Source organism: Chromobacterium phragmitis (assembly GCF_003325475.1).
GTDB classification, from domain to species: Bacteria; Pseudomonadota; Gammaproteobacteria; order Burkholderiales; family Chromobacteriaceae; genus Chromobacterium; species Chromobacterium phragmitis.
In genome coordinates this window covers 1,891,440-1,914,149 of sequence record NZ_CP029495.1, presented here as the reverse complement: position 1 = coordinate 1,914,149, position 22,710 = coordinate 1,891,440, and the positions used below count along the sequence as shown (strand labels likewise).

Below are 22,710 nucleotides of genomic sequence, written 5' to 3'. Positions count from 1 at the left end.
GGCAACGCCGGCTCCGCGCGGGCACAAACGCCGCGGCAGGAGCGCCGCCGCGGCGGAAAATGGTCAGCGCGCCTTGGCCGCCGGCCCGTCGCTGCCCAGTTCCACCGCGTAGGCCAACGCCAGCTGGGAGAACTTCAACGCATGCTCAGCCTGGTTGTCCATGCTGGCCAGCGTGTCGTTGCGGCTGTGGATGTAGGGGTTGGAATTGTTGAAGCTGGACTCGAACGGGAACGATGCCGCATAGCCCTGCGCGTTCCACGAAGCATGATCCGAGCAGGCATAGCCGCATTTGCTGTAACCGACTTTCAACGTGGGCAGATAGTATTTGGCCAGATTGGCGAGGAAAGTATTCTGCGCGGCGTTGGTGTAGTCGGTGAACAGGAAAATGTCTTCGGCGTCGCCCTGATAGTTGGTCATATCCAGCTGCAGCGCGCCCACGACCTTGGCCTGTTGCTGCTTGAAGCGCTTGGCGATATCGGCAGAGCCGCGCAGGCCCACTTCCTCCGCCGCGTAGGCCATGAACTTGACGGTGCGGCGCGGCTGGTAGTTGCCGGCCATCAACACGCGGATCACTTCGGTCAAGCTGGCAACGCCGGAGGCGTCGTCATCGGCGCCCGGCGCGCGGCTGCTCTCGCCGGTGCCGCTGCCGACTGTGGAGTCCAGGTGTCCGCCCAGCACCACGGTTTCCGCCGCGTTGTCGCTGCCCTTGATGGTGAGGATCACCGATTTCTGCGGCCAGTTGGCATGAGCGAACTGCTCGACTGTCACGTCCGAACGGCTGCCAGCCAGCTGTTTCCATTGGCTGGCGATCCAGTTGGACGCGCTGACGCCGTGGCTGGTGGTATAGAACCGGTTCTGGTAGTTGGACAAGGATTGGATGGTGCCCAGCACATTGCTGTCCTGCAGCTGCGGCAGCAGCTTGTTGACGATGGCCTGGTTGTCTATCGCGTAGCTGGGCGCTGCCAGCCCGGCCAACGGCGCGGCGGCGCCCTTCAGAGCGGCGCGAGCGTCCTGCAGATCGCGGTGGACGATGAAGCCGCCGCAATGACGCAGATTTTCATGGATGGAATCGGACAGCTTGGGCAGCAACGCTTCGTCCACCTGCACCAGGTGCACGGTTTCCGCGGCGGCATCGCCCTTGGCCAGGCGACCGTTGGCGGCCAGCTTGCCGCTTTCCTGACTCTTGACGCCGGCATCCAGCTGGCGCAGCAGCCGGTAGCCCTGATCCCCCACCGAAATCCAGACCGGCTGGGCCTGGGCGGCGCCGGCCAAGCCCAGCATCACCAACAGGGCGGTTTGACTCAGTTTCAACATGTTTGGAACTCCCGAGCGAAGGCCGGCGCCGTCGGAACCCGCACCAAGACGCCGGCAAAACGCCGAACGCGCCCCCGCAACGGGGGCGCGCATCGGCTTCGGCTTACTGGCAGCTTACGCCGACAGCGGAGAAGGCCTTGGTCACGTCCGCGCTGCTGTAGCCGCGGGCGTCTGCCGCCTTGACCACGCCGCAAGCGGCGCTGTTGTAGGTGGCGTTGGCGTCCCAGTACAGGCGGTTGGCGTCGGTGAACACTTCAAACGCCTTGCGGGTGTTCCAGCCGGCGCTGGTGGCGATCAAGTAGAAAGCCTTGTTGTACACGCCGCTGGAGTAGTGAACGTCCAGGCCATCGTAGTAGTCCTTGGCATTCCCGATGGAGCGGCCGTCCTTGGTCGGATCGGCGAAGTAACGCAGCGCGCCGGTGCTCTTGAAGATCTCCGCGCCCACTTGGAAGTCGTTCTTGCCCTTCATGTAGTACTCGGCGGCTTCGCCGGCCATGTCGGAGAATGCCTCGTTGATGCCGCCGGACTGGCCGTCATACACCAGGCCGGAGTTCTGCTCGGTGAAGCCGTGGCTGACTTCGTGCGCAGAAACATCCAGCGAGACCAGCGGATAGAAAGTCCGGTAGCCGTCGCCGAAGTGCATGGCGCTGCCGTCCCAGAACGCGTTTTCGTAGTTGCGGCTGTAATGGACCTTCATGTACAGCTTTTGGGTGATCGGACGCAGGTTGAACCAGTCCTTGTACATGTTGAACACGACGTTGCCGAAGTAGTGGGCGTCGTTCAGCGGCGAGTAGGCGCCGTTGATCTGCTTGTAGGTGTTGGTCGGGCAGGCGAACTTGTACGGCGTGCTGCCGCTGGTGCCGCCGTTCAGGTTGACGGTGATCACGTTGCCGCTGTCCATCTTGCAGTCGCTGGTGACGATCAGCGGACCGTAATCGGTGCCGTAAAGGTATTTGCCAGTCTTGGTGTTGCCGCCGGGGCCGTTGGCTTCGGCATGGCTCAGGCCGTTCCACTGCTTCAGCACCTGGCCGTTGTTGGCGTCGATGATGAAGGTCGGGCGGCTCGGCTCCTTGCCATCGTCGACCACGAAGGACACCAGATACACCAGCTCGGCGACGTTGCGCTCGTTCAGGCGCACCACCAATTCAGCCTTCTCGTTGCGAGTAGGGTGTCCGCCGGACTTCAGCGACTTGGCCTGCGACAGCACCTGAGCGCCGCTCAGCGTCGGCTTCGCGGAGGCCAGGTCGGTCTGGATGCCGGCGATGTAGTGGCCGGACAGCCTGCCTTGGGCGGACTTCAGCGCGGCCGCCGGCTTTTCCTCCACCACGGACTGGCCCCATACCGGCACGCCCTGGTAGAACTGCTGATAGCGGGTCACCACCTTGCCGGACGCGAATTGCGTGCTGCGCAGCGGCTTCAGATCGGCCTGGTTGACGCCGGTGAAGGCAGCTGCGGCTGAGCTGTTGGCCTGGGCTTTGCCCAGTCGTTCCAGATCGATACGCTCAGCAGCCATCGCCGCCGAGCTGAAGACAGCCAGGGCGGACAGTACCAGACCACGCAGCATCAGTTGCTCTTTTCTCATCACGAACTCCAAATGTAGACAGGACGGGACCGGGTATGTCCCGCTCAACACCGCCGGCTGTTGGCCAGCGGTACCGGAAGCCGCGGTCGTTCCGGACGGACTGTCACCCCTCGGCGAGATGCGCCTTCAGGGAGGGCGAACTGAGGCAGGAGGCGATGGTGGCGCGCCGGAGCCGTTCTGTCGTGCCCGTGCGCATCGCTTGCTGCCGCCGCTCGCCGTCCAATTGCTGCCGGACCGGCCTGCGACCTAGCCTATGGGATGGAGGGCGGCGCGTCTGCCACGCGGCCGGGCAAGCCCGGACTATCCCGACCCAATAAATCCCAAATGCATAAATTATGTATTGGATTTTTCTTGCCGGGATGCATCTGTACTTTTGGGCAGTTGTCTTGATGCCTATGAATCAAGACTGCGCTGGATCAATTGCCTGACAAGGCAATCCATGGTGAGGTGATGTTCTGCGGCAAACAAAAGAAGTACAAAATATTCATGCCATATTTTTCAAAATCACTCCAATTCGAAAAAATATGACAGTTGACAATCGAGTTGCCAAATAGAGAATGGCCGCGCGAGCGGCCAAGAAGAATCAAGGCGCCAGCCGAGCTCGCCGCCAGCTCCCGTCCGGTTGCAAGACATATGCCACACGGTCATGCAAACGGCTGGGCCGACCTTGCCAGAACTCGACCCGGTCCGGCGCGACCTCGTAGCCGCCCCAATGCGGGGGCCGCGGGACATGGATCGGATGCCTGGCGCCGAACATCGCGGCGCGGGTCACCAACACCGCCTTGGACGAAATTTCGCGGCTCTGCTCGCTGGCCCAGGCGCCCAGGCGGCTGGTGTAGGGGCGGCTGGCGAAATAAGCGTCCGACACTTCCGGCGCCACAGGCACGGCCTTGCCTTCCACCCGCACCTGCCGCTCCAGCTCCGGCCAGAAGAAATTCAGCGCGACATAGGGATTGGCCTCCAACGCCTGACCCTTGCGGCTGTGGTAATTGGTGTAGAACAGCAGTTGGCCGTCTTCCACGCCCTTGAGCAGGACGATGCGGGACGATGGCCTGCCGTCGGGGTCCACCGAGGCGATGTTCATCGCCGTCGGCTCGGCCACCTGGGCGGCGATCGCCTCGTTCAGCCAGACTTCGAACTGGGCTACCGCGTCGGGCAGGCAGTCGTCGGGCGAGAGTTCTTTCTTCGAATATTCGAGACGGATATCGGCAAGGTTCAGCGACATGTTTCCTCCTTGACCGCCCATCTTAGTCGATCCGGCCCGCGGGTGAAACGCGGGCGGACGGCCCCGCCACCAGAAGCGGGGCCGTCCTCGCGTATTAATTCAACGCCTGATTGATCACCGCGGCGATGCGGGCGCCGGCCTTGGCCAGCTGTTGGTCCACCAGCAGGCCGCCGGCGCGCAGATAGGTGTTGTCCAGATAGACCGGCGTGGACGGCGACGCGCCGCAGCTGAAGCCAGCCAGCGGGCCGTAGACGTCGGCGCGAGCGTACTGGTTGGACTCATGCACCCAGTCCATCACGCCGCCGCGCTGCCAGTCGGCGACGTTGCGCTGGTATTGCCGCAAATCGGTCTGCGCCCAGCTCTTCTCGTCCGCGCCGCTCAGTTCCTGCTGCACCAGCGCGGTGTCCCACACCGAGTGCAGATTGCTGACCTTGCTGCTGCCCGGCAGCTGCACCTTGAAATCATTGCCGCCGCGGTCCAGATTGTCGGCCGCGTGCAGCGGCTGGTGGATATCGCCCACCATGTGGATCAGGAAGGTCAGCGCCTGCGCGCGGTCTGCCTTGCTGGCGCTGCGATCGGCCAATACCTGGCGATAGCGCTCGATCTGGTTGGACGCGCAATTGCCGTTCGGGCACTCGTCTTCCGTCACCCCGGCACAAACCGGCTCATCGTTGTAGTGCCACTGGTCGGAACCCGGCAGCGTTTGCTTCAGCTCTTGCTTGTGCTGATCCATGTACAGCGCCAGTTGCGCGAAATCGGCATTGGGAATCAGCTTCTTAACTTCGGCCTTGGCCTTGCTGCTCAACAGTTGCTGGGCGATGTAGCCGGTGATGCGGTGGCCTTCCTGGCCCCAGGCCAGCGCCTGGGCGCTGCTGACGGCGAATGCGGTGGACAACAGCAGTGCGAGTGCCTTCTTCATGATTTCTCCCGGTTGATTGCTTTTGTTTTATCGGCTGGCGGCATGCCAGCGCGGCGCATCATACGGGACAAATATGAAAAACAGATAAATATTTTTATTTAAAGATAAATTGAAGGTTAATTTTTTGAAGTCGAAATCTTTCAAATCAAGTGTTTACTGGATTAGGCCAACTGTCTCCTCCCCGCCAACCCCGCTCCAGCAGCATGTTTTCCAGCGCCTGCAGCGCCGGTTGGTGCGTCTGGACGCGACGTATCAGCAAGGTGGGCGCGCTGGCCAGGTCGTCCGGCAGCCCGTGCGTCGACACCTGCGCAGCCATCTGCGGCATGCTGTCCAGCAGCGCCCGAGGCAGCAGCGCCAAACCCATGCCGCAAGCGACGCAACTGAGCATGGCGTGGTAGGAGCCCAGTTCGACGATGCGGCGCGGCTGCACGCCCTGCCGCCGCAGCCACAGCTCCAGCCGCTGCCGATAAGAACAGCCGCTGCCGAAAGCCAGCAAAGTGGAGTCGGCCAGCTCCGCCAGCGACGGCTTGCCCTGCGACGCCCCTCCTACCAACACGATTTCTTCCACCGCCACCACGCTCTGCGTCAGCCTGTCGTCCTGCAGCGGGCCGCTGACCAGCGCGGCATCCAGACCGCCGTCCAGCACGGCGGCAGTCAGCCCTCGCGACTCCCCGGTCTGCAACTCCAGTCGCACCGCCGGATAGCGCCGGTGATATTCGGCCAGCACCGGCGCCAGCCGCGCCGCCGCGGTGCTTTCCATCGCGCCCAGCCGCAGGCGGCCGCTGGGCGCGTCATCCGCCATCGCCTGCCTGGCCTCCTCCGCCAGGGAGAGCAGCCGCTCGGCGTAGTCGTTGAGCCGCCAGGCTGCGGCAGTGGGAATCAGGCGCTTGCCTTCGCGCAAGAACAGCGCCACGCCCAGTTTTTCCTCCAGTTGCCGCAAACGGGTGGTGACATTGGACTGCACCCGGTGCAGACGCTGAGCGGCGCGAGTGATGCCGTCTTCCTGCAGAACCGCCTGGAAAATCTTCAGCTCGTCCAACTCCATTATTCTCTCCTAAAGATAATTTCAATCACAATAATTCATTTTTTATGAATAAAAAAGCGGACTAGGATGGGTAAACCTTACGGGAGAAACACATGTCCTCACTCACCATCAGACAGGGCTATCTGGCGGCGGCGGGCGCCGTCGCGATCTGGACCGGCTTCAACATCGTGTCGCGGCTGGCAGGCAAGAGCGCGCTGGCCGGCACCGATATCCTGGCGCTGCGCGTCGGCACCGCCGCGCTGGTGCTGCTGGCTTTCGGCGGCCTGCCTCGCGGGGCGCTGCGCGATGCCAGGCTATGGCTGCTGACCCTGCTCGGCGGACTGGGGGTCAGCCTGTTCTCCTATTGCGCATTCAAATACGCGCCTGCGGCGCACGGCGGCCTGTTGCTGCCCGGCCTGCAGCCCTTCCTGGTGGCGCTGGCCGCCTGGCCCTTGCTGGGCGAAAGGCCGCAACGGCGCAAACTGCCCGGCTATGCGCTGATCGCGCTGGGGCTGGCGCTGAGCGCGCTGCCGACGCTAGGCGCGGGCGGCTCCGGCCAGGTATGGATCGGCGATGCGATGCTGCTGGCGGCTTCAATCAGCTGGGCGGCGTTCGGCGTACTGGCGCGGCGCTGGGGGTACGCCGCCTGGCCGCTGACACGCGCCATCACCATCATGGCCGCGCTGCTCTACTTGCCGGTTTATTTGCTGTGGCTGCCCAAGCATCTGGCCGAAGCGCCGTGGGGCATGCTGGTTTTCCAAGCGCTGTACCAGGGCGTGGGCGCGGCGATTCTGGCCATGCTGCTCTACTTGCGCGCGGCCGCCGCCCTAGGCGCGGTGAAGATGGGGGTATTGTTCGCGCTGATTCCGATCCTGGCCGGCCTGCTGGCGTCGCCGCTGCTGGGCGAGCCGCTGACCGCCAGCCTGGCGGCGGGCCTGGCCAGCGTCAGCCTGGGAGCCTGGCTGGCCGCTCGCGAACGCCGCGCGGAAGCTGCGCCGGCATTCGCGGCGACGCCATGCCGGGCTCAGTAGCGGCGAGGCTGCGCGCCGGCGATCTCCTCCACCTTCCAGCCCTCCTCGCGCGCGTCGAAGAAGTGGATGATGGAGTCGACCGACACGGTCTGGATGCGATCGGCGTAACGCAGTTCGCTGGGATGGTCGTCGAAAGCGACATTGGCCTTGAACATGCGGCCGCCCAAGCGGGTCATCGGTCCCAGGTTCAGTTCGGTAGGCTGGTAGCCGTTCAGCTTCAGCCACATCTGCGCCTGCTCGCGGCTGCGCACCATCGCTTCGCGGCTCTCCGCCGCCGCCAGTTGCTCCAGCACCCAGACGTTGGAATTCTCGTAACGGGTGGAGAATGGATAGGCCAGCAGGTTGTAACGCGCGGTATGCAGCTCGCGCAGCCTCGCCGGCTGGTTCAGCCGCTCCAGCAGCCGCTTGGCCACCTGCGGCGGCGGCACCAGCGCCACCGAATCGAAGCGGAACATGTCGTCGAGGAAGAAATTGCCCAAGCCCTCGTACCATAGGTCGGAGCGGTCGGTGCCGCAGTCGTTCAGCAGATGCGCCACCCGCCAGCGGCGATCCGGCGCGGTGCGGTAGACGATGCCCGCGTGGGTGTAGCGCAGATTGTACTTGCTGAGGTCCTGGCCCATTCGGCCCAGCACCACCACATCGCTGTCCAGCGCGTCCAGCCGCTGCTGCACGGTTTGCGCGGTCTGCATCGCCAGCCGGAAGGTTTCCGGCGTCAGCGGCTTCTCTTCGCAGCTCTGTCCGGCGAAAGCCCAGACCGGCAGCGCCAGTGCCAGCGCGGCAAGAAAGCGCGCCGGCTTCATTCCGGAACCCTCGAATGCTCCAGCAAGGCCTCTCCCAGCTTGTTGGGAATGAAGGCCAGCACCTTGCCGGAAGTCACCAGCAGCGTGCCGCTGGCCGTCGCCGTCACCTGCACCGATGCGCCGACCGCCGCGCCGGATGCCTTCACCGCCGATCCCGCTGCCTTCACCAGCAGCTTGGCGCCGCCCTGCACCGACTCCAGCGTCAGCTCGGCCACGTCGCCCGCGCCCTGGACGATACCGACGATCACATAGGCGCTGCCAGTCACCGCCAGCACCGGCCCCAGCGCGGATTCGCCGCGCCCCTGGGATGCCGCGCCCACGCTCAGCACCGGCGCCGCCAGGATGGAAATGGCGCCCATGCCTATGGTTTGCGAACCATTGTTGCCGATGGAGGAGTCCGCGAACGCGGAGATGGAGGTAGCCAGCAGCAGAGCGCCGGCCAACAGCGGATAACGCGTCATGATGCAACCTTATTGTCATGAAGATGGACGCCATCATGCCAATACGATTGCAAATGCGCAATCCGGCAGCCTAAATGCTTGATCGCTCTCAACCCCTAAAAGCCCGCTCGCCGCGCGCCTCCGCTTGGCGCTGCCAAAAAACCTCAGGCCCCCTGGGCCAAGCGGCGCGACGCAGGATCAGGGCTTGCATCGGCAGCGGTTAACCGGCTTCCCCGCGCAGCAAGGCCAGCAACGCCTCGCCGTCCAGCCTGGCGCTGGCGTCGCCGCCGGCCAGCAGGCTGTCGGCCAACGCGCGTTTGTCGCGGTGCAGCTCGACGATCTTTTCTTCGATGGTGCCGGCCGCCACCAGCCGGTACACCGTCACCGGCCGCTGCTGGCCCATGCGGTAGGCGCGATCGGACGCCTGGTCCTCCACCGCCGGATTCCACCACGGATCCAGGTGGATGACATAGTCGGCGGCGGTGAGGTTGAGGCCGGTGCCGCCGGCCTTCAGGCTGATCAGGAACAGATCGCCGTCGCCGGCCTGGAATGCGTCCATGCTGGCCTTGCGCTGCTTGGTCGGGGTGCCGCCGTCCAGATAATGGAAGCGGATGCCTTGCTGCTTCAGGTGCTCGGCCGCCAGCGCCAGGTGGTCGACGAATTGGCTGAACACCAGCGCCTTGTGACCGTTGTCCAGCAGCTCCTCGCAGATCTCGGCGAAGGCCGCCAGCTTGCTGGCCGGCAGCGCGCTGTCGGGCTGTACCAGCTTGGGATGGCAGCAGAAGCGGCGCAGCCGGGTCAACTCGGCCAGCGCCTGCATGGTCTGGCCGCCGGCGGCCGGATCGGCCTCCGCCACGCGGGCCAAGGCTTCCTGCCGCATCGCCTCGTAGACGTGGCGTTCCTGCTCGGATAGCTCGATCAGGCGCGTGGCCTCGGTCTTGGGCGGCAGCTCGGTCAGCACCTCGCGCTTGGTTCGGCGCAATAGATAAGGCTGGATCAGCGCTTTCAGCTGCGCGCGCGCGGTCTCGTCGCCGTCGGCGATCGGCTGGGCGTAGCGCTGCTCGAACTGCGCCAGATTCCCCAGCAATCCCGGCGCGATGAAGCGGAACAGGCTCCACAGCTCGCCCAGATGGTTTTCCACCGGCGTACCGCTGGCCGCCAGGCGGAAATCGGCGCGCAGGCTTTGCGCCACCTGGGCGCGCTGGCTCTGCGGGTTCTTGATCGCCTGCGCCTCGTCCAGCACCACGGATGCCCAATGCACCTCGCCGAACGCCTCGGCCTCGCGCTGCAGCAGGCCATAGCTGACGATGACCAGGTCTCCCGGGCCGACATCGTCCAGCCGCCGCTGCTGGTGGTAGGCGCGCAGGCGCAGGCTGGGCGCGAAGCGGGCGGCCTCGGCCAGCCAGTTCAGCGCGACCGAGGTGGGCGCCACCGCCAGCTGCGGGCCCAGCTGGGCGCGGGTCAGCAGCAAGGACAGCGTCTGCACCGTCTTGCCCAGGCCCATGTCGTCGGCCAGGCAAGCGCCGACGCCCCAGTGCGCCAGCCGCGCCATCCAGGCGAAACCCTGCAACTGGTATGGCCGCAAAGTGGCGTGGAGCGTGGGCGGCACTTGCGGTTCGAATGCCGTCGCCTCGCGCCAGCGCGCCGCCTGTCGCTGCCAGCCGGCGTCGCCGTCGAACTGGCCGGCCTCCTCGCCCAGCGCCTGCAGGCGGGGGCCGGCCAGCGGACTGATGGCCAGCCCGTCCGGGCCGGCGTGATCGATCATCCTGGCCAACTCGCCCAGACGCTCGGCCAGGCTGCCGGACAAGGCCAGCCAGTCGCCGTCGGACAGCTGCAGATACTTGCCCTTCTGATTGGCCAGCGCCGCCAATAGGTGGCGCAGGGTCAGGATGCGGCCGTCGTCCAGCTCCAGCTCGCCCTCGGCTTGCAGCCAGCCGCCGCGCCGCTTCACTTTCAGCTTCAGCTGCGGCATGCCGTCGGCGGCCGCCAGGCGGATCTTGTCGCCCTGCGGCCACAGACAGGTCACTCGATCCTCGCCGGCCGCCTGCAATTGAGCCAACAAGGACAAGGCCGAGTGCTGATCGGCGAACAGCCAGCCGTCGCCGTCGCGATGGCCGCGCGCGATGGCCGGGCAGGCCTCGCGCAGCGCGCGCAGCCGGCGCGCCTCCTCGGCCAGATCGCGCGCGAATTGGCGGTAGGCATCGTCCACGTCCAGCACCAGTCCGGCCGCGCCGCGTCCCGCCGCGCTCCAGGCGGCGGCCGGATGCGGCTTCACCTTGAGCTGCAAGCGCAGGCCTTCCGGCTGGCGGGTCAGCAAGGCGTACAGCGTCGGATCGGCTGGCTCGCAGGGCTGGGCGGGATCGAATTGCGGACTGGCGTCCACCAGCGGCAAGCCGGGCGCGACCTCGCGTATCGCCTCCAGCACCCGCTGCCGCGCCTGCCAAGGCACGGCTAGGCCGTTGCCCACCAGGTCGGCCAGCGCCGTCAGCTCGTCGGTCAGTTGATAGACCAATACCCGCTCCGGCTGCGGCCGCTGCCACAGCAGGCCGCCGCAGCTGGCCAGGCCCTCGGGCAGCAGCTTCAATCGCAGCTCCGCGCCGACGCGCTCCAGCTGCAGCGCCGCCTGGCCGGCCTCGACGCGGAGGCGCCGCGCCGGCGCGCCGGCGTCGAACAGCAGCGGATGATCGACCAGCGCCGGCAACAGCGGCGCGGCGTCGATCAGGCCGGCGTCGCCGTCGTGCCTCTCCAGCAGGGCCAGCAGCTGGCGCAACAGCGTCAGGTCATGCGGCCGCACCGCGTCGGCCTGCTCCTGCAGCAGGCTGGCCAAAGAGCAGGCGCGGCCGCGGCTCCAGCCATCCGGGCCGGCGCTTTGCAGCAGCGGCTGCAACTGGACGCCGGATTCGGCCAGGCGCAGGCGCCAAATCAGGCGGGAAGAGGGTTGTGGTTCGGTCATTGCGCATCGAGGAACGGGAGGTGGGGCGATGTTGCCGGATTCGGCCCGCGCTGCAAAGCCGCAAAAGACAACGGCGGTCCAAGCCGCCGTTTATTTCACCGCCGCGCGCTTACTGCTGCGCCGCCGGCTCGCGGTCGCAACCGCCGGGCTGCATCGCCTCGTTGCGCAGGCGCTGGTACTGCTTGCCATCCCAACGCCAGATCGACTCGCAGAAGCCGTTGCCGGACAGGCGGATGTCATGATACGGATTGTCCGAATCGCTATCCGGACCATCGGTCACCACGACGAACTTGGTCGCCGGCACGCCGAAGCTGACGCGCAAATGCCCGTCATCATCACGGTCGAAAGCCCAGATGCTCTGGCCTACGCTGCCGGAGGTGCAGCTGTCCCCGCCCCGTATCCAGATTTCGTTATGGTCTTCCTTATGGTTCTTGGTATACCAGCCGCTCAGGCGGAACGGCGTGCGGCACTTGTCGGTGACGAAGCCCCAGGTGTCCTGGTCCTTGATCACATAACTCACGCCCAAGGCAGCCAGCACTTCCTTCAAGTCCGCATCGGACAGCGTGTTGCCGTCATCGAACAAGGCGGCGTTGGCATCGGACGGCGGAGCATCCGACGCAGGCTCTTCTTCGGCTTCGTTATCATCGGAATCCTCATCCCGCCATGCCTGATAGCGCTCTCGGCAGGCATCGTCCGCGCAAACATATTCCCACTTCTTGTTATCGAAAATGAATTTGAATACCTGCGTTGAGCCTCCCTTTTGCTGACTGGCACTGAGCAGCAGCGGATAAAATGGCTCGCCGGCTTCGTTGCGATCCGCTCGATACTCGAATACCGCCCGCTCCAGCTCCTCGCGGCGTTTGCCGAAGAGCTCGCCGGTAATCTCGACCACCTCCTTATCCTTGGCCGCAAACAACTGCGGATAGGATTTATAGATGGCGCCCTCCGCAAGCCAAGCCATGTCGCCTGTCGCGGAAAGAGATATCAACTTGACCGCGTCGGGGCCTTTGAAATCGTGATTGACAAAGCTCATGCCATTGCTGGAAGCCACAATATCCAGCCCTTGCTCTTTCAGGATAAAAGCGCCGACCACCGCGAATTGGCTCTCTCCCCCCTCGCCCTCGTGAGAGCCATCCCCCGAAGTGAACAAATACAGCCGGCCATCCGCTCCGCTGCCGACTCGATCCAAGGCCAGCGGCTTCATGCAGAATTCGTTGTAGTCTTGCGTCAGTGTCCAGCAATCTCGTTCTCGGCTGTAGTTCGAGTGGCCATATATTTTATCCATGGCGCTGCGGACCAATTGCTTCCCGGGCCCGCCATCCAGCGCCAACCGCTCGACGCGGCTCTCCCCTCGCGTCATCACCCAGTACGCCGCGCCTATCAGGCCCGATAAGGCGATGGCCGCCACTGCCAGCGCGATCCAGTGTTTTTTGTTCAATTTCACGGAAGGTCCTTGGAAAATTGCCGGGCGCCAAGCCCGGCGGGTAACGGATCGGGGCCGCATGCCGAAACCGCAGCGGACCGATCCGCCATGCTCAGTCGCCGCCGCAGCCTCCCGGCTGGGTGGCGATGTTTTTCAGGTGCTGATACTGGCTGCCGTCCCAGCTCCATACCGCCTCGCAAAAACCGTTGCCCGCCAAACGCAAGTCGTAGCGGCCGTTGTTGACATCGCTGGTCAACGAAGTCTTGGTCGCGGGCACGCCTAGGTTGGCGCGCAGATGGCCATCCTCGCCGCGGATGAACAGCCATACGCTCTGGCCGGTGGCGCCGGAGGTGCAGGCGCTGCCGCCGGTGATCCACAGTTCGTTGTGGCTGTCTTTTTCACCTTCGGGATAGGAGGCGCTCAACTTGAACGGCGTGTGGCATTTCTCAGTGACGAAACCCCAGTTGTCTTGATCCTTCACCACATAGACGGCGCCGATCGCAGCCAATACGTCTTTCAGGTCCGCCGCGGACAGCTCGGCGCCGTCATTGAACAAGGCGATGTTGGCGTTGGCCGGCGGCTGGGCCGGGCTGTCGTCCGTCTCTTCCGAAGTCTCCGGTTTCGCTTCGGGAATACCTTTCTTATCGCGACAGGCTTGGTCAGCGCAGACGTACTGCCACTTATGGCTGTCGAAGCGGAAGCGGAAGTTGGCCAATGGCTTATGCTTGTCGTCGCTGACCCTCAACAGCAGCGGGAATACCTCCTTGTCGGCCTTGGCGGCGTCGGGCTCATAGTCGAAGCTCAGTTCTTCGGACATGCCTTCTTCTTTGCCAAACAGCTCGCCTTCGATCGCGACGATTTTTTTACCTTTGGGGGCGAAGAGCTGTGGGTAGCTGGCTGAAATGCCTTGATGCATGTCGCCGCCTTCGGCAAACCAAGCCATGTAGCCGGTTGCGGACAGTTGCAGCAACTTCACCTCATTCGGCGCGCTGGCAAAGCCGCTGGCGAATGACAGCTCGCGGTCACCTGCGATCAGCTCTTGAGTCTTGGCGTCGACTACGAAAGCGCCGACCAGCGCGTCGGTATCCATATGGCTGGCGTCCGGTCGATCTGCGCCGGCGAACAAGTACAGTCTATCCTCGCCTGCTGCGTGCACGCGGTCTAGCGCCAGGGGTTTCATGCAATACGTGGCGGCCTCCTCATCCTGGCCAGCGGCATGATCGATGTTCCAGCACTTTTCCTTGGCGTCGTAAGCCTCCTGGCCGTACATCCTGTTCATGATGTCGCTGGCTAGCTGCTGGCCAGGTTCGCCATCCACGGCAAGCCGTTCGACGCGGACCGCTTGCCGGTGCAGCAGGCGATAGGCCGTCAGGCCCAAGACTAATGCGATGGCGAATCCCGCCAGCGCGATCCAGTGTTTCTTATTCAATTTCACGGAATATCCTTGGGGGTCCGGGCGAGAAGCCCGGACGCGCATCTTCGGGAGCGCAATGTCCCGGCGCTTGGCGTTACTCGCCGCCGCAGCCTCCCGGCTGGGTCGCGATATTCTTCAGGTGGGCGTATTGCTTGCCGTCCCAGCGCCATACCGCTTCGCAAAAGCCGTTGCCCGACAGGCGGATGTCGTTGTAGCCCTCGTTGGCATCGTTGGTGACGGTCGCCTGCTTGGCCGGCAGGCCCAGATTGGCGCGCAGATGGCCATCTTCTCCGCGAATGAACAGCCAGATGCTGTGCTCGGTATTGCCGGACGTGCAGCTGTTCCCGCCCTCCAGCCACAGCATGTTGTGGTTATCTTCATTACCCTTGACCACTTCGGCCGACAAAGGGAATGGCTTGACGCACTCGGCCGTCACAAAACCCCAGGTTTGCGAATCCTTCACGACGAAAGTGGCTTTGACTGCGGCCAAAACGTCCTTCAGGTCGGCGGCCGACAATTCGGTGCCATCGCTGAACAAGGCTGCATTGGCGTTGGCCGGCGGATCGGCTGGCGCGTCGCCATCGTCGCTATCCATAGGCTCGCCATTGGCATCCTCATCATCCTGCGGAAGGCTGCCGCGCTCGCCGCAGGTCTTGTCGCCGCAGACATACTTCCATTTGCTTCTGTCAAACTGAAAACGGTAGCTGGCCACTTCCTTCTTGGCTTCATCCCGAACCGTCAGCAACATTGGATAATATTCGGCGTCGGTTTTACTGGCATCGGCATGGTAGTCGAAGTCCAGCGCCACCTGCGCCTGGCCCTGCGCGCCGATCAGATCTCCAGCGGCATCGATGATCTTCCCATCCTTAGGCATGAAAAGATGCGGCTCGCGGTAGGAGTACCCGCCATTGAGATCCCCGCCTCCCTGGATCAGCCAGCCCATCTGCCCGCTGCGCGTGAGTTGCAGCAATTTGACGTTCTCCGGCATGGCACCGCCCACGCTGTCGTAGGCCAAGGCTCGAACGGAAGCGATCGGCTCGCTGCCATCGGCTTTGAACACGAACGCCCCCACTAGGCCATCGCTGTCGGCATGGCTGGACTCCCACAGATAACCACCGGCCAGAAGATAAAACCTGTCTTCTCCATCCACCCGCACCCGATCCAGCGACAGCGGCTTCATGCAATAGGTGCGATTGCCATGCTCGATATTCCAGCAATCTTCTTCCCTGTTGTAATGCTTGTTGCCATATTCGCGATTCATGATGCCGGCGATAGTCTTTTGGCTGGATTCCCCATCCAACGCCAGCCGCTCCACTTGCACCGCCTGATGCGATTTCCAGTATCGCCACCCGCCGAAGCCGGCGGCGATCAGCAAGACAGCGGCACCTGCCAGCAAGGCGATTTTTTTCTTGTTTTCCATATGGTTCCGTCTCAACCCGAACTGCTTGATGTCGATTGAAAAAAAGCGCGTCAAAAAATTTTAATTGTCATTTTATCAGGCAAAATGAATGGCGTGCTTGTCATTGGATGCGAATGAGCTGGCCGCCGCCCGCGCTTGCGAGCAAGACGCGAACCGGCATCCCTGATGCGAAACGGCGGCCCAAGCCGCCGTCTCATCACGGATCAGGCGCTGTCGCAGCCGCCCGCCTGGGTGGGGACGTTCAACAGGTGGATGAAGGCTTTGCCGTTCCAGCGCCAGATGCGGTCGCAGAAGCCTGCCGCGCCGACGCGCAGATCATGCACGCCGGCCGATACGTCGCGGGTGCGGCGCACATCGGCGGCGGGCGTGCCCAGATTGGCGCGCAGGCGGCCGCCTGCGTCGCGGACGAAAATCCAGACCGAGCCGCCGACATCGCCCGAGGTGCAGCCATCGCCGCCGCGCACCCACAATTGCTCCTGCACGCCGTCGCGCTCGAAATGGGCATCCAGCGGGTAGGGCGCGTCGCAACCGTTCCGATCCACGAAGCCCACCGCGCCGTCCTGCGCCACGTAACTCACGCCCATCTGGCCCAGCACGTCCCGCAAATCAGTCTCAGACAGCTTGCGCCCCTTGCCGAACAAGGCCTCGCTGGCATCGGCCGCCACGGCCTCCGCGCCCTGGACTCTTCCCGTCCGCTCGGGGCGGACCGGCAGGCCGGCTCGCACCCGGCAATCGACATCGGCGCAAACGTATTCCCAGCGCCGGCGGTCGAAACGGAAATCAAAGCTGGCCAACTGCTTGTCCTTGCCGTCGCGAACGATCAGCGACAGCGGATACATCCTGGCATCGCTCCCGCCGCTGTCCAGCTGGTACGCGAATTTCACGCCGTCGGCGGTTTCGCCGTCGCGGCCGAACACCTCGCCGCCGATTTCCAGCACCTTGTCGTCCTTGGGCGCGTAAAAATGGGGAAATTCCTCGGCTACGTCTCCGGGCGCGGCTCGGCCGGCCGCGAACCAGCCCATATAGCCGTCGCCAGACAATTGCAGCAACTGGACCTGGTCCGGCCCTGAAGCCCGGTGATTGAGAAAGTCCAGTTCGCGGCTGCCGGCAATCGGGGACAGGGTGTCGGCATCGACGACGAAGGCGCCGGCCAACCCGCTCAGGTCCTCGTCGCGCGCGCCGTCTCGGCGCCCGCTGGCGAACAGATACAACCTGCGCGCCTTGCCCGCCTCTACGCGATCCAACGCCAGCGGTTTCAGGCAATAGTCGCCGCCGTCCTCGCGCAGATAGCGCCAGCAGTTCCGCTTCTCATCATGCTGCTGGCTGCCATATACCCGGTTCATGATGGCCGCCGCTTCCCGGCGGCCCTCTCCGGCCCTCAAATCCAGACGTTCCGTCTGGATGCCGTCTCCGCGCCACAGCCAGCCGGCCGCCAACGCGGCGAGCGCCAGCGCGGCGATGCCGACGGCCAGCCGCAGCCTGGTCTTCCTTTCCATCCGTTTCCCCTTCAACTGCCTCAATGTCCCGCAGACCTCTCCGGTCCGTATCGTTTTTTGAATTCGGCGGGAATTCTACCAATTCGTATTGTTTTATCCACCCCAATGAAAAAGGGAGCCTAAGCTCCCTGTCTCCCAACCGCCCATCCGGTTAAAGGCCGGCAAAGGCCCTGCCGGCAGCGGCAATGGTCTGTTCAATCATTTCGTCGGTGTGGGCGATGGAGACGAAACCCGCCTCGTAGGCCGACGGCGCGAAGTAGACGCCCTCGTCCAGCATGGCGTGGAAGAAGCGCTTGAAGCGCTCGATGTCGCAACCGGTGGCCTCGGCGTAGGACTTCGGCGCCCTGCCGCTGAAGTAGAAGCCGAACATGCCGCCCACGCTGTCGGTGGACAGGATTACGCCGGCTTTCTTGGCTTCGTCGGCCAGGCCCTGGGCCAGGCGCGCGGTACGGCTGCCCAGCGTCTCGTAGAAGCCCGGTTGCTGGATCAGCTTCAGCGTGGCCAGGCCGGCGGCGACGGACAGCGGATTGCCGGACAGGGTGCCGGCCTGGTAGACCGTGCCCAAGGGCGCGATCTTGCCCATGATGTCGGCGCGGCCGCCGAAAGCCGCCAGCGGCATGCCGCCGCCCACCACCTTGCCCAGCGTGGTCAGGTCCGGCGTGATGCCGTGCAGGCCCTGGGCGCAGCCCTTGGCCACGCGGAAACCGGTCATCACCTCGTCGTAGATCAGCACCGCGCCGTGTTTTTCCGTCAGGCTGCGCAGCGCCTGGACGAATTCGCGCGACGGCTGGATCAGGTTCATGTTGCCGGCGATCGGCTCCAGGATCACGCAGGCGATCTGGTCGCCGATCTCGGCGAAGGTGCGCGCCAGCTGCTCCGCGTCGTTGTACTGCAGCACCAGCGTGTGCTTGGTGAAATCGGCCGGCACGCCGCCGGAGGACGGATTGCCGAAGGTCAAGAGGCCGGAGCCGGCTTTCACCAGCAGGCTGTCGGAGTGGCCGTGGTAGCAGCCCTCGAACTTGATGATCAGGTCGCGGCCGGTGAAGCCGCGCGCCAGGCGGATGGCGGTCATGGTCGCCTCGGTGCCGGACGACACCAGCCGCACCTGCTCGACCGACGGCAGCAGCTTGCAGATCTCCTCGGCGATCACCACTTCGCCCTCGGTCGGCGCGCCGAAGGACAAGCCGCCCACGGCCGCGTCCTGCACCGCTTTCACCACCTCCGGATGGGCGTGGCCGACGATGGCCGGGCCCCAGGAGCCGACGTAATCCAGATACTGTTTGCCGTCGGCGTCCCAAAAATAGGCGCCCTCGGCGCGGGCGACGAAGCGCGGCGTGCCGCCCACTTGGCCAAAGGCGCGCACCGGCGAGTTGACGCCGCCGGGGATCACTTGCTTGCCACGTTCGAACAGTTCCAGATTGCGGGACATGAGGTTTTCCTTGTCTGGCGGCGCGGGCCGCGCCGCGGAATATGGGGATGCGCGGCGGTGCGTCTGCGGGTGCCGCCGGGCGCGATCATTCTACATGATCGTCGACGCGGCCGGGACCGCCGGCTCTGGCGGTTTTCCTCTCCGCGGCCGGCGAATCCTGCGCGATGCGTCCCTGCTCCAGCACCACCACCCGCTCGGCCATGGCGATGGTTTCCGGTCGGTGGGCGACCAGGATGCGCGTCATGTCGATATCCCGCACCGCGGCGTTGACCAGCTGCTCGTTCCATACGTCCAGATGGCTGGTGGCCTCGTCCAGCACCAGGAGCCGCGGCTGCTTGTACAGCGCGCGCGCCAGCAGCACGCGCTGCTTCTGGCCGCCGGACAGGCCGGAGCCGATGTCGCCGACCAGGGTGTTGTAGTTCATCGGCATCGCCATGATTTCGTCGTGGATGGCGGCGAGGCCGGCGCTGCGGCGGATGCGCTCCTGGTCCGGCTGAGGATCGAAGAAACAGATGTTGTCGGCGATGGAGCCGGAGAACAGCAAGTCGTCCTGCATCACCGTGCCCAGCAACTGGCGATAATTGCCCAGGCCCAGCTGCTTGAGCGGCACGCCGCCCACCAGCACCTCGCCCTCGGTCGGCTCCACCAGGCCCAGGACCAGCTTCAGCAGCGTGGTCTTGCCGCAGCCGGACGCGCCGGTGACAGCCAGGCACTGGCCGGCGGGAATCGCCAGGCTCAGCTCGCGCAGCACGTAGGGCTCGCTGTCGGAGTAACGGAAAGACACGTTGCGCAGCTCGATCGCCGGCTGGACGTGGGCCGGGTCGATCTCGACGTCGTTCAGCTCCGGCTCCGGCTCGGTCAACAGGATGTCGGCGACGCGCTCGCCGTGCAGCCGCAGCATGCGCAGCTCGAACAGCTTGTCGATCAGCGCGGCGATGCGCTGGCTGAACTGGTCCTTGTAGCTGAGAAAGGCAAACAGCATGCCCACCGAGAAGCGGCCGTCCATCACCGCCAGCGCCGCCAGCCACACCACCACCACCCGCTCGGCGTTGAACAGCAGCGCGTTGGCGGTCTGGAACGACAGGCTGAGCCGGGCGATGCGCAAGTCGGCGTTGAACTGCTCGGCTAGCGCGTTCATCCAGCCGATGCGCCGCTCCTCCTGGCGGCCGAACAGCCGCACGCTCTGCGCGCCGCGCGCCGACTCGATGAAATGGGTGCTCTGCCGCGACGCGTGAATGATCTGCTCCGCCGTCGCTTCCCGCAACGCGCGGAAGATGCTCCAGCGCAGCAGCGCGTACAAGGCCACCGCGGCCAGGCTCACCGCCGCCAGCGGCGCGTTGTACAGCAGCATCACGATCAGCGTGGCGATCACCAGCAGGCCGTCGATCACCCCTTCGACGAATTGGGTGGTCAGGCTTTTCTGTATGGTCTGGATCGAGCCGAAGCGCGAGGTGATGTCGCCCAGATGGCGCTTCTCGAACCACGGCAGCGGCAGCCGCATCAGGTGGGCGAAAGCGTTGCCCAGCCACTGGAAATTGAGGCTGGTGGCCAGCGCCGTGGTCGCCCAGGAGCGCACCGCGCCGATCGCGGTCTGCAACAGCACCAGCAGCAGAAAGCCTATGCCCAGCACGGTGATCAGGTCGCGATCGGCCGCCACCAGCGCCTCGTCCACCACCCACTGCAGATAGAACGGTGCGGCCAGCGCGCACACCTGCAGCGCCAGGCCCAGCAGCAGCAATTGCGTCAAGCCGCCGCCCAGGCCATCCACCCGCCCCATCAGCGACAACAGGCTGAACTGCAGCTTCTCCTCCGCCTTGCGGAAGGACGCGTCCGGCGTCAGCTCCAGCGCCACGCCGGTGAAATGCTTGGACGCTTCGTCCAGGCTCAGCTTGCGCTCGCCCACCGCCGGGTCGTGGATGACGATGTGCCGCGCCGACGCCTGCTTCAGCACCACGAAATGGTTCATGTCCCAGTGCAGCACGCAGGGCAGCTTCAGCTGCGGCAGGTGCCGCAGTTCCAGCTTCAGCGGCCGCGACGCCAGGCCCAGGCCCTGCGCCATCGAGATCAGGCTCTTCAGCGTGGAGCCCTTCAGCGACACCGAGAAACGGCGGCGCATATTGGCCAGGTCGATGCGGTGTCCCCAGTAGCCGGCCACCATCGCCAGGCTGGCCAAGCCGCATTCGGCGGCCTCGGTCTGCAGCAACAGCGGCAAGCGGCGGCGGCCCCAGAACTGCAAAATCGGCTGCTGATGGCTCATCTCACACCTTTCCGCTGATGCTGTAGAGCGGCTCCAGCACCCACTCGTACAGCTTGCGCCGCTCCAGCAGCACGCTGGCGTCCAGCGCCATGCCGGCCTTCAAAGCCTGCGGCTGGCCGTAAAGGATGACGCTCTGGCTCGCCAGCCTCACCCGCACCCGGTACAGCGGCTCGCCGGAGCCGCCCTGGCCGCCGGGCAGATACAGTTCCTCCGGCCGCAGCGCGCTGCGCGACACCTCGCGCACCGTGCCCTGGAACTGGCCGAACTTCTGGTAGGGATACGCCTGATAGCGGATCAGCACCGCCATGCCCGGCTTGACGAAGCCGGCGGCGCGCGACGGCGCGTACAGCTCCGCCTCCAAGGGCGAGCCGGCCGGCGACAGGTTGGCCAGCGTCTGGCCGGCCGCCACGCTCTGGCCGGCCTGGACGGCGATGCCGCTGACCATGCCGGCCTGCGGCGCGCGCACCAGCGATTTGCGCTTGGCTTCGTTCTCGGTCAGGTCCTGCTCCAGCTCCGCCATGCCGCGCTGCGCCGCCGCCTCGTCGCGTTTGGCCTGCAGCTGCAGATCGCCCAGATCGGACAAGGCCGCGTCATGATCGCTCTGCAAAGCGGCGCGGGCGCGCTGCAGGTCCGCCAGCTTGGTCTGCTGGTCTATCACTTCGGCCTGCTTGTCCTGCAGCGCGGCGGCGGAGATGAATTGGGACGCCAGCAACTTGCGGTGGCGCTGCAGCGTGTCCTCGGCCAACGCCACCCGCCGCCGCTGCAGGCCGATCTGCTCCTCCATCCGCTGCAACTCGCGCGCCAGGTCGTCCGCCTTGCGCCGCAGCGTCTCCTGCTTCTGCCGGGACTGCAGACGCAGCATCGCCTGGTCGCCGGCCAGGCTGTCCCGGCGCGACTGCAGCAGCGCGGTGATCTCGCGGCCGGCGTCGCCGCGGGTGGCGCTCTCGCGCTCGTTGCCGAGAAGGAACAACGCGTCGCCGGCCCTCACCTGCTGGCCCTCGCGCACCTTGACTTCGGCCACCACGCCGGCCTGCGCCGGCTGCACCCGGATCAGGCCCTGGCTGGGCAGCAACACGCCTGACACCTGAGCCTTGCGGGTATAACTGGCCGACACGAAGAACAGCGCGATGGCGACGGCGATCAACGCGAACGCGCCGGTCAGCCAGGCCAGGCTGGCGGGACGCAGCAACACGATGCGGCCATAGCGCCGGTCGGCGGCGTGGCTGAGGGCGGCGGAGCGAAAGAGTGACAAGAAGATCGCTTTCAGTAAGCATGCCGCGCGAGCGGATGCGTTGGTTCAGCGTCCCCGGCCATGCAGAGTAGGAGGCAGGCGGAGCACCGGGACGATAGCATTATTCGAATAACATGTCGGCAGCATCCTGACGCGGCCTTGCGCGCCATGATCGGCAAACTCATGTTTTCTTTAAATTCTCATCACGCGTTTCATGCATGACACACTGTCCATTAGGACAGATTAATAGCCGCCATTTCGAACGGATTTCCGCTATTCCCGAAGGCCCCGCCAAGCTGGGCCTGGTTTTCCGAGCTGTTGCAGCATGCCGACAATATCGGCCAGCCTCGCCGCTTTCCCTGATCCGTAATTGTCCCAGTTGTTCGCCTATCTCCGCCAGCCAATAGTGCAACGTCATCGTTTGAATCGTCCACGGCCAGCCAATCCATAGAGACCGCCGGAGACAAAGAAGCGATGGCGCGACCGCAGCCCCCTTCGTTTCACCGTCAGCAAAGGAGTCATCAAGATGCAAACCGAAAAGCAAATCGACCAAACCGAACAGGACCAGGATCAGGAGATCGCCGATCTCCTCGGCATCACCGTGCTGTCCCCGCTGGAGGAAAGCTCCGTGACTGGCGGCGCGGCCCAGCACGAGGACCATGATCACGTTCACAAGGCGCAATGACAGGCGCTCAGACGAACCGCGCCTCTGGCTCCGCCCAGCGGAGCCAAGCCTGCGCCCGCCTGCCGCG

The 22,710-nt window shown here is 64.9% G+C and carries 17 protein-coding genes; 2 read left to right on the top strand and 15 right to left on the bottom strand.

What is annotated here, in order from left to right:
* Nucleotides 1-63: 63 nt before the first annotated feature.
* The 5 genes from DK842_RS09065 to DK842_RS09045 all read right to left on the bottom strand — a co-directional run bounded on the left by DK842_RS09065 (nt 64) and on the right by DK842_RS09045 (nt 6,085).
* Nucleotides 64-1,314 (bottom strand): M28 family metallopeptidase, encoded by a 1,251-nt coding sequence (locus DK842_RS09065; protein WP_114061172.1) that lies wholly within the window; start codon nt 1,312-1,314, stop codon nt 64-66.
* Nucleotides 1,315-1,417: 103 nt separating this feature from the next.
* A complete protein-coding gene (locus DK842_RS09060; RefSeq protein WP_114061171.1) occupies nt 1,418-2,896 on the bottom strand; it encodes a M4 family metallopeptidase in 1,479 nt (492 codons plus the stop codon).
* A 583-nt stretch (nt 2,897-3,479) separates the two neighbouring features.
* Entirely contained in the window at nt 3,480-4,121 is a 642-nt protein-coding gene (pdxH, locus tag DK842_RS09055) for a pyridoxamine 5'-phosphate oxidase (protein ID WP_114061170.1), read from the bottom strand.
* Nucleotides 4,122-4,215: 94 nt separating this feature from the next.
* Entirely contained in the window at nt 4,216-5,040 is an 825-nt protein-coding gene (locus DK842_RS09050; RefSeq protein ID WP_114061169.1) for a S1/P1 nuclease, read from the bottom strand.
* A gap of 145 nt (nt 5,041-5,185) precedes the next feature.
* Nucleotides 5,186-6,085: a LysR family transcriptional regulator gene (locus DK842_RS09045; RefSeq protein ID WP_114061168.1), complete on the bottom strand. Its 900-nt coding sequence runs from the start codon at nt 6,083-6,085 to the stop codon at nt 5,186-5,188.
* A gap of 92 nt (nt 6,086-6,177) precedes the next feature.
* Here DK842_RS09045 and DK842_RS09040 point away from each other — a divergent pair, with 92 nt between their 5' ends.
* Nucleotides 6,178-7,095, top strand: a complete 918-nt coding sequence (locus DK842_RS09040) for a DMT family transporter (protein ID WP_114061167.1) — start codon at nt 6,178-6,180, stop codon at nt 7,093-7,095.
* Here the strand turns inward: DK842_RS09040 and DK842_RS09035 are convergent.
* From DK842_RS09035 to DK842_RS08990, 10 genes are all read right to left on the bottom strand, one after another.
* Nucleotides 7,089-7,895, bottom strand: a complete 807-nt coding sequence (locus DK842_RS09035; protein WP_114061166.1) for a DUF2145 domain-containing protein — start codon at nt 7,893-7,895, stop codon at nt 7,089-7,091. The two genes, DK842_RS09040 and DK842_RS09035, sit on opposite strands and share 7 nt — an antisense overlap.
* Entirely contained in the window at nt 7,892-8,356 is a 465-nt protein-coding gene (locus DK842_RS09030) for a hypothetical protein (protein ID WP_114061165.1), read from the bottom strand. Before DK842_RS09030 ends, DK842_RS09035 begins: the two co-directional genes overlap by 4 nt.
* Before the next feature lie 199 nt (nt 8,357-8,555).
* On the bottom strand, nt 8,556-11,288 hold the full coding sequence (locus tag DK842_RS09025; RefSeq protein ID WP_114061164.1) for a DEAD/DEAH box helicase: 2,733 nt from the start codon (nt 11,286-11,288) through the stop codon (nt 8,556-8,558).
* A 109-nt stretch (nt 11,289-11,397) separates the two neighbouring features.
* Nucleotides 11,398-12,492: a hypothetical protein gene (locus DK842_RS09020; RefSeq protein WP_168194856.1), complete on the bottom strand. Its 1,095-nt coding sequence runs from the start codon at nt 12,490-12,492 to the stop codon at nt 11,398-11,400.
* Nucleotides 12,493-12,823: 331 nt separating this feature from the next.
* On the bottom strand, nt 12,824-14,146 hold the full coding sequence (locus tag DK842_RS09015) for a hypothetical protein (protein WP_114061162.1): 1,323 nt from the start codon (nt 14,144-14,146) through the stop codon (nt 12,824-12,826).
* A gap of 73 nt (nt 14,147-14,219) precedes the next feature.
* Complete coding sequence (locus DK842_RS09010; protein ID WP_114061161.1) at nt 14,220-15,545, bottom strand: hypothetical protein; 1,326 nt, start codon at nt 15,543-15,545, stop codon at nt 14,220-14,222.
* Between the two features lie 203 nt (nt 15,546-15,748).
* Nucleotides 15,749-17,041, bottom strand: coding sequence for a hypothetical protein (locus tag DK842_RS09005; protein WP_114061160.1), 1,293 nt, complete (start codon nt 17,039-17,041; stop codon nt 15,749-15,751).
* A gap of 151 nt (nt 17,042-17,192) precedes the next feature.
* Nucleotides 17,193-18,470, bottom strand: a complete 1,278-nt coding sequence (hemL, locus tag DK842_RS09000; RefSeq protein WP_114061159.1) for a glutamate-1-semialdehyde 2,1-aminomutase — start codon at nt 18,468-18,470, stop codon at nt 17,193-17,195.
* Nucleotides 18,471-18,555: 85 nt separating this feature from the next.
* On the bottom strand, nt 18,556-20,727 hold the full coding sequence (locus DK842_RS08995; RefSeq protein ID WP_114061158.1) for a peptidase domain-containing ABC transporter: 2,172 nt from the start codon (nt 20,725-20,727) through the stop codon (nt 18,556-18,558).
* Nucleotide 20,728: 1 nt separating this feature from the next.
* Nucleotides 20,729-21,979 carry an HlyD family secretion protein gene (locus DK842_RS08990; protein WP_114061157.1) on the bottom strand — a complete coding sequence of 417 codons (1,251 nt, stop codon included), beginning with the start codon at nt 21,977-21,979 and terminating at the stop codon, nt 20,729-20,731.
* 505 nt (nt 21,980-22,484) lie between these two features.
* Here DK842_RS08990 and DK842_RS23420 point away from each other — a divergent pair.
* Nucleotides 22,485-22,643, top strand: a complete 159-nt coding sequence (locus tag DK842_RS23420; protein ID WP_168191861.1) for a hypothetical protein — start codon at nt 22,485-22,487, stop codon at nt 22,641-22,643.
* Nucleotides 22,644-22,710 lie beyond the last annotated feature (67 nt).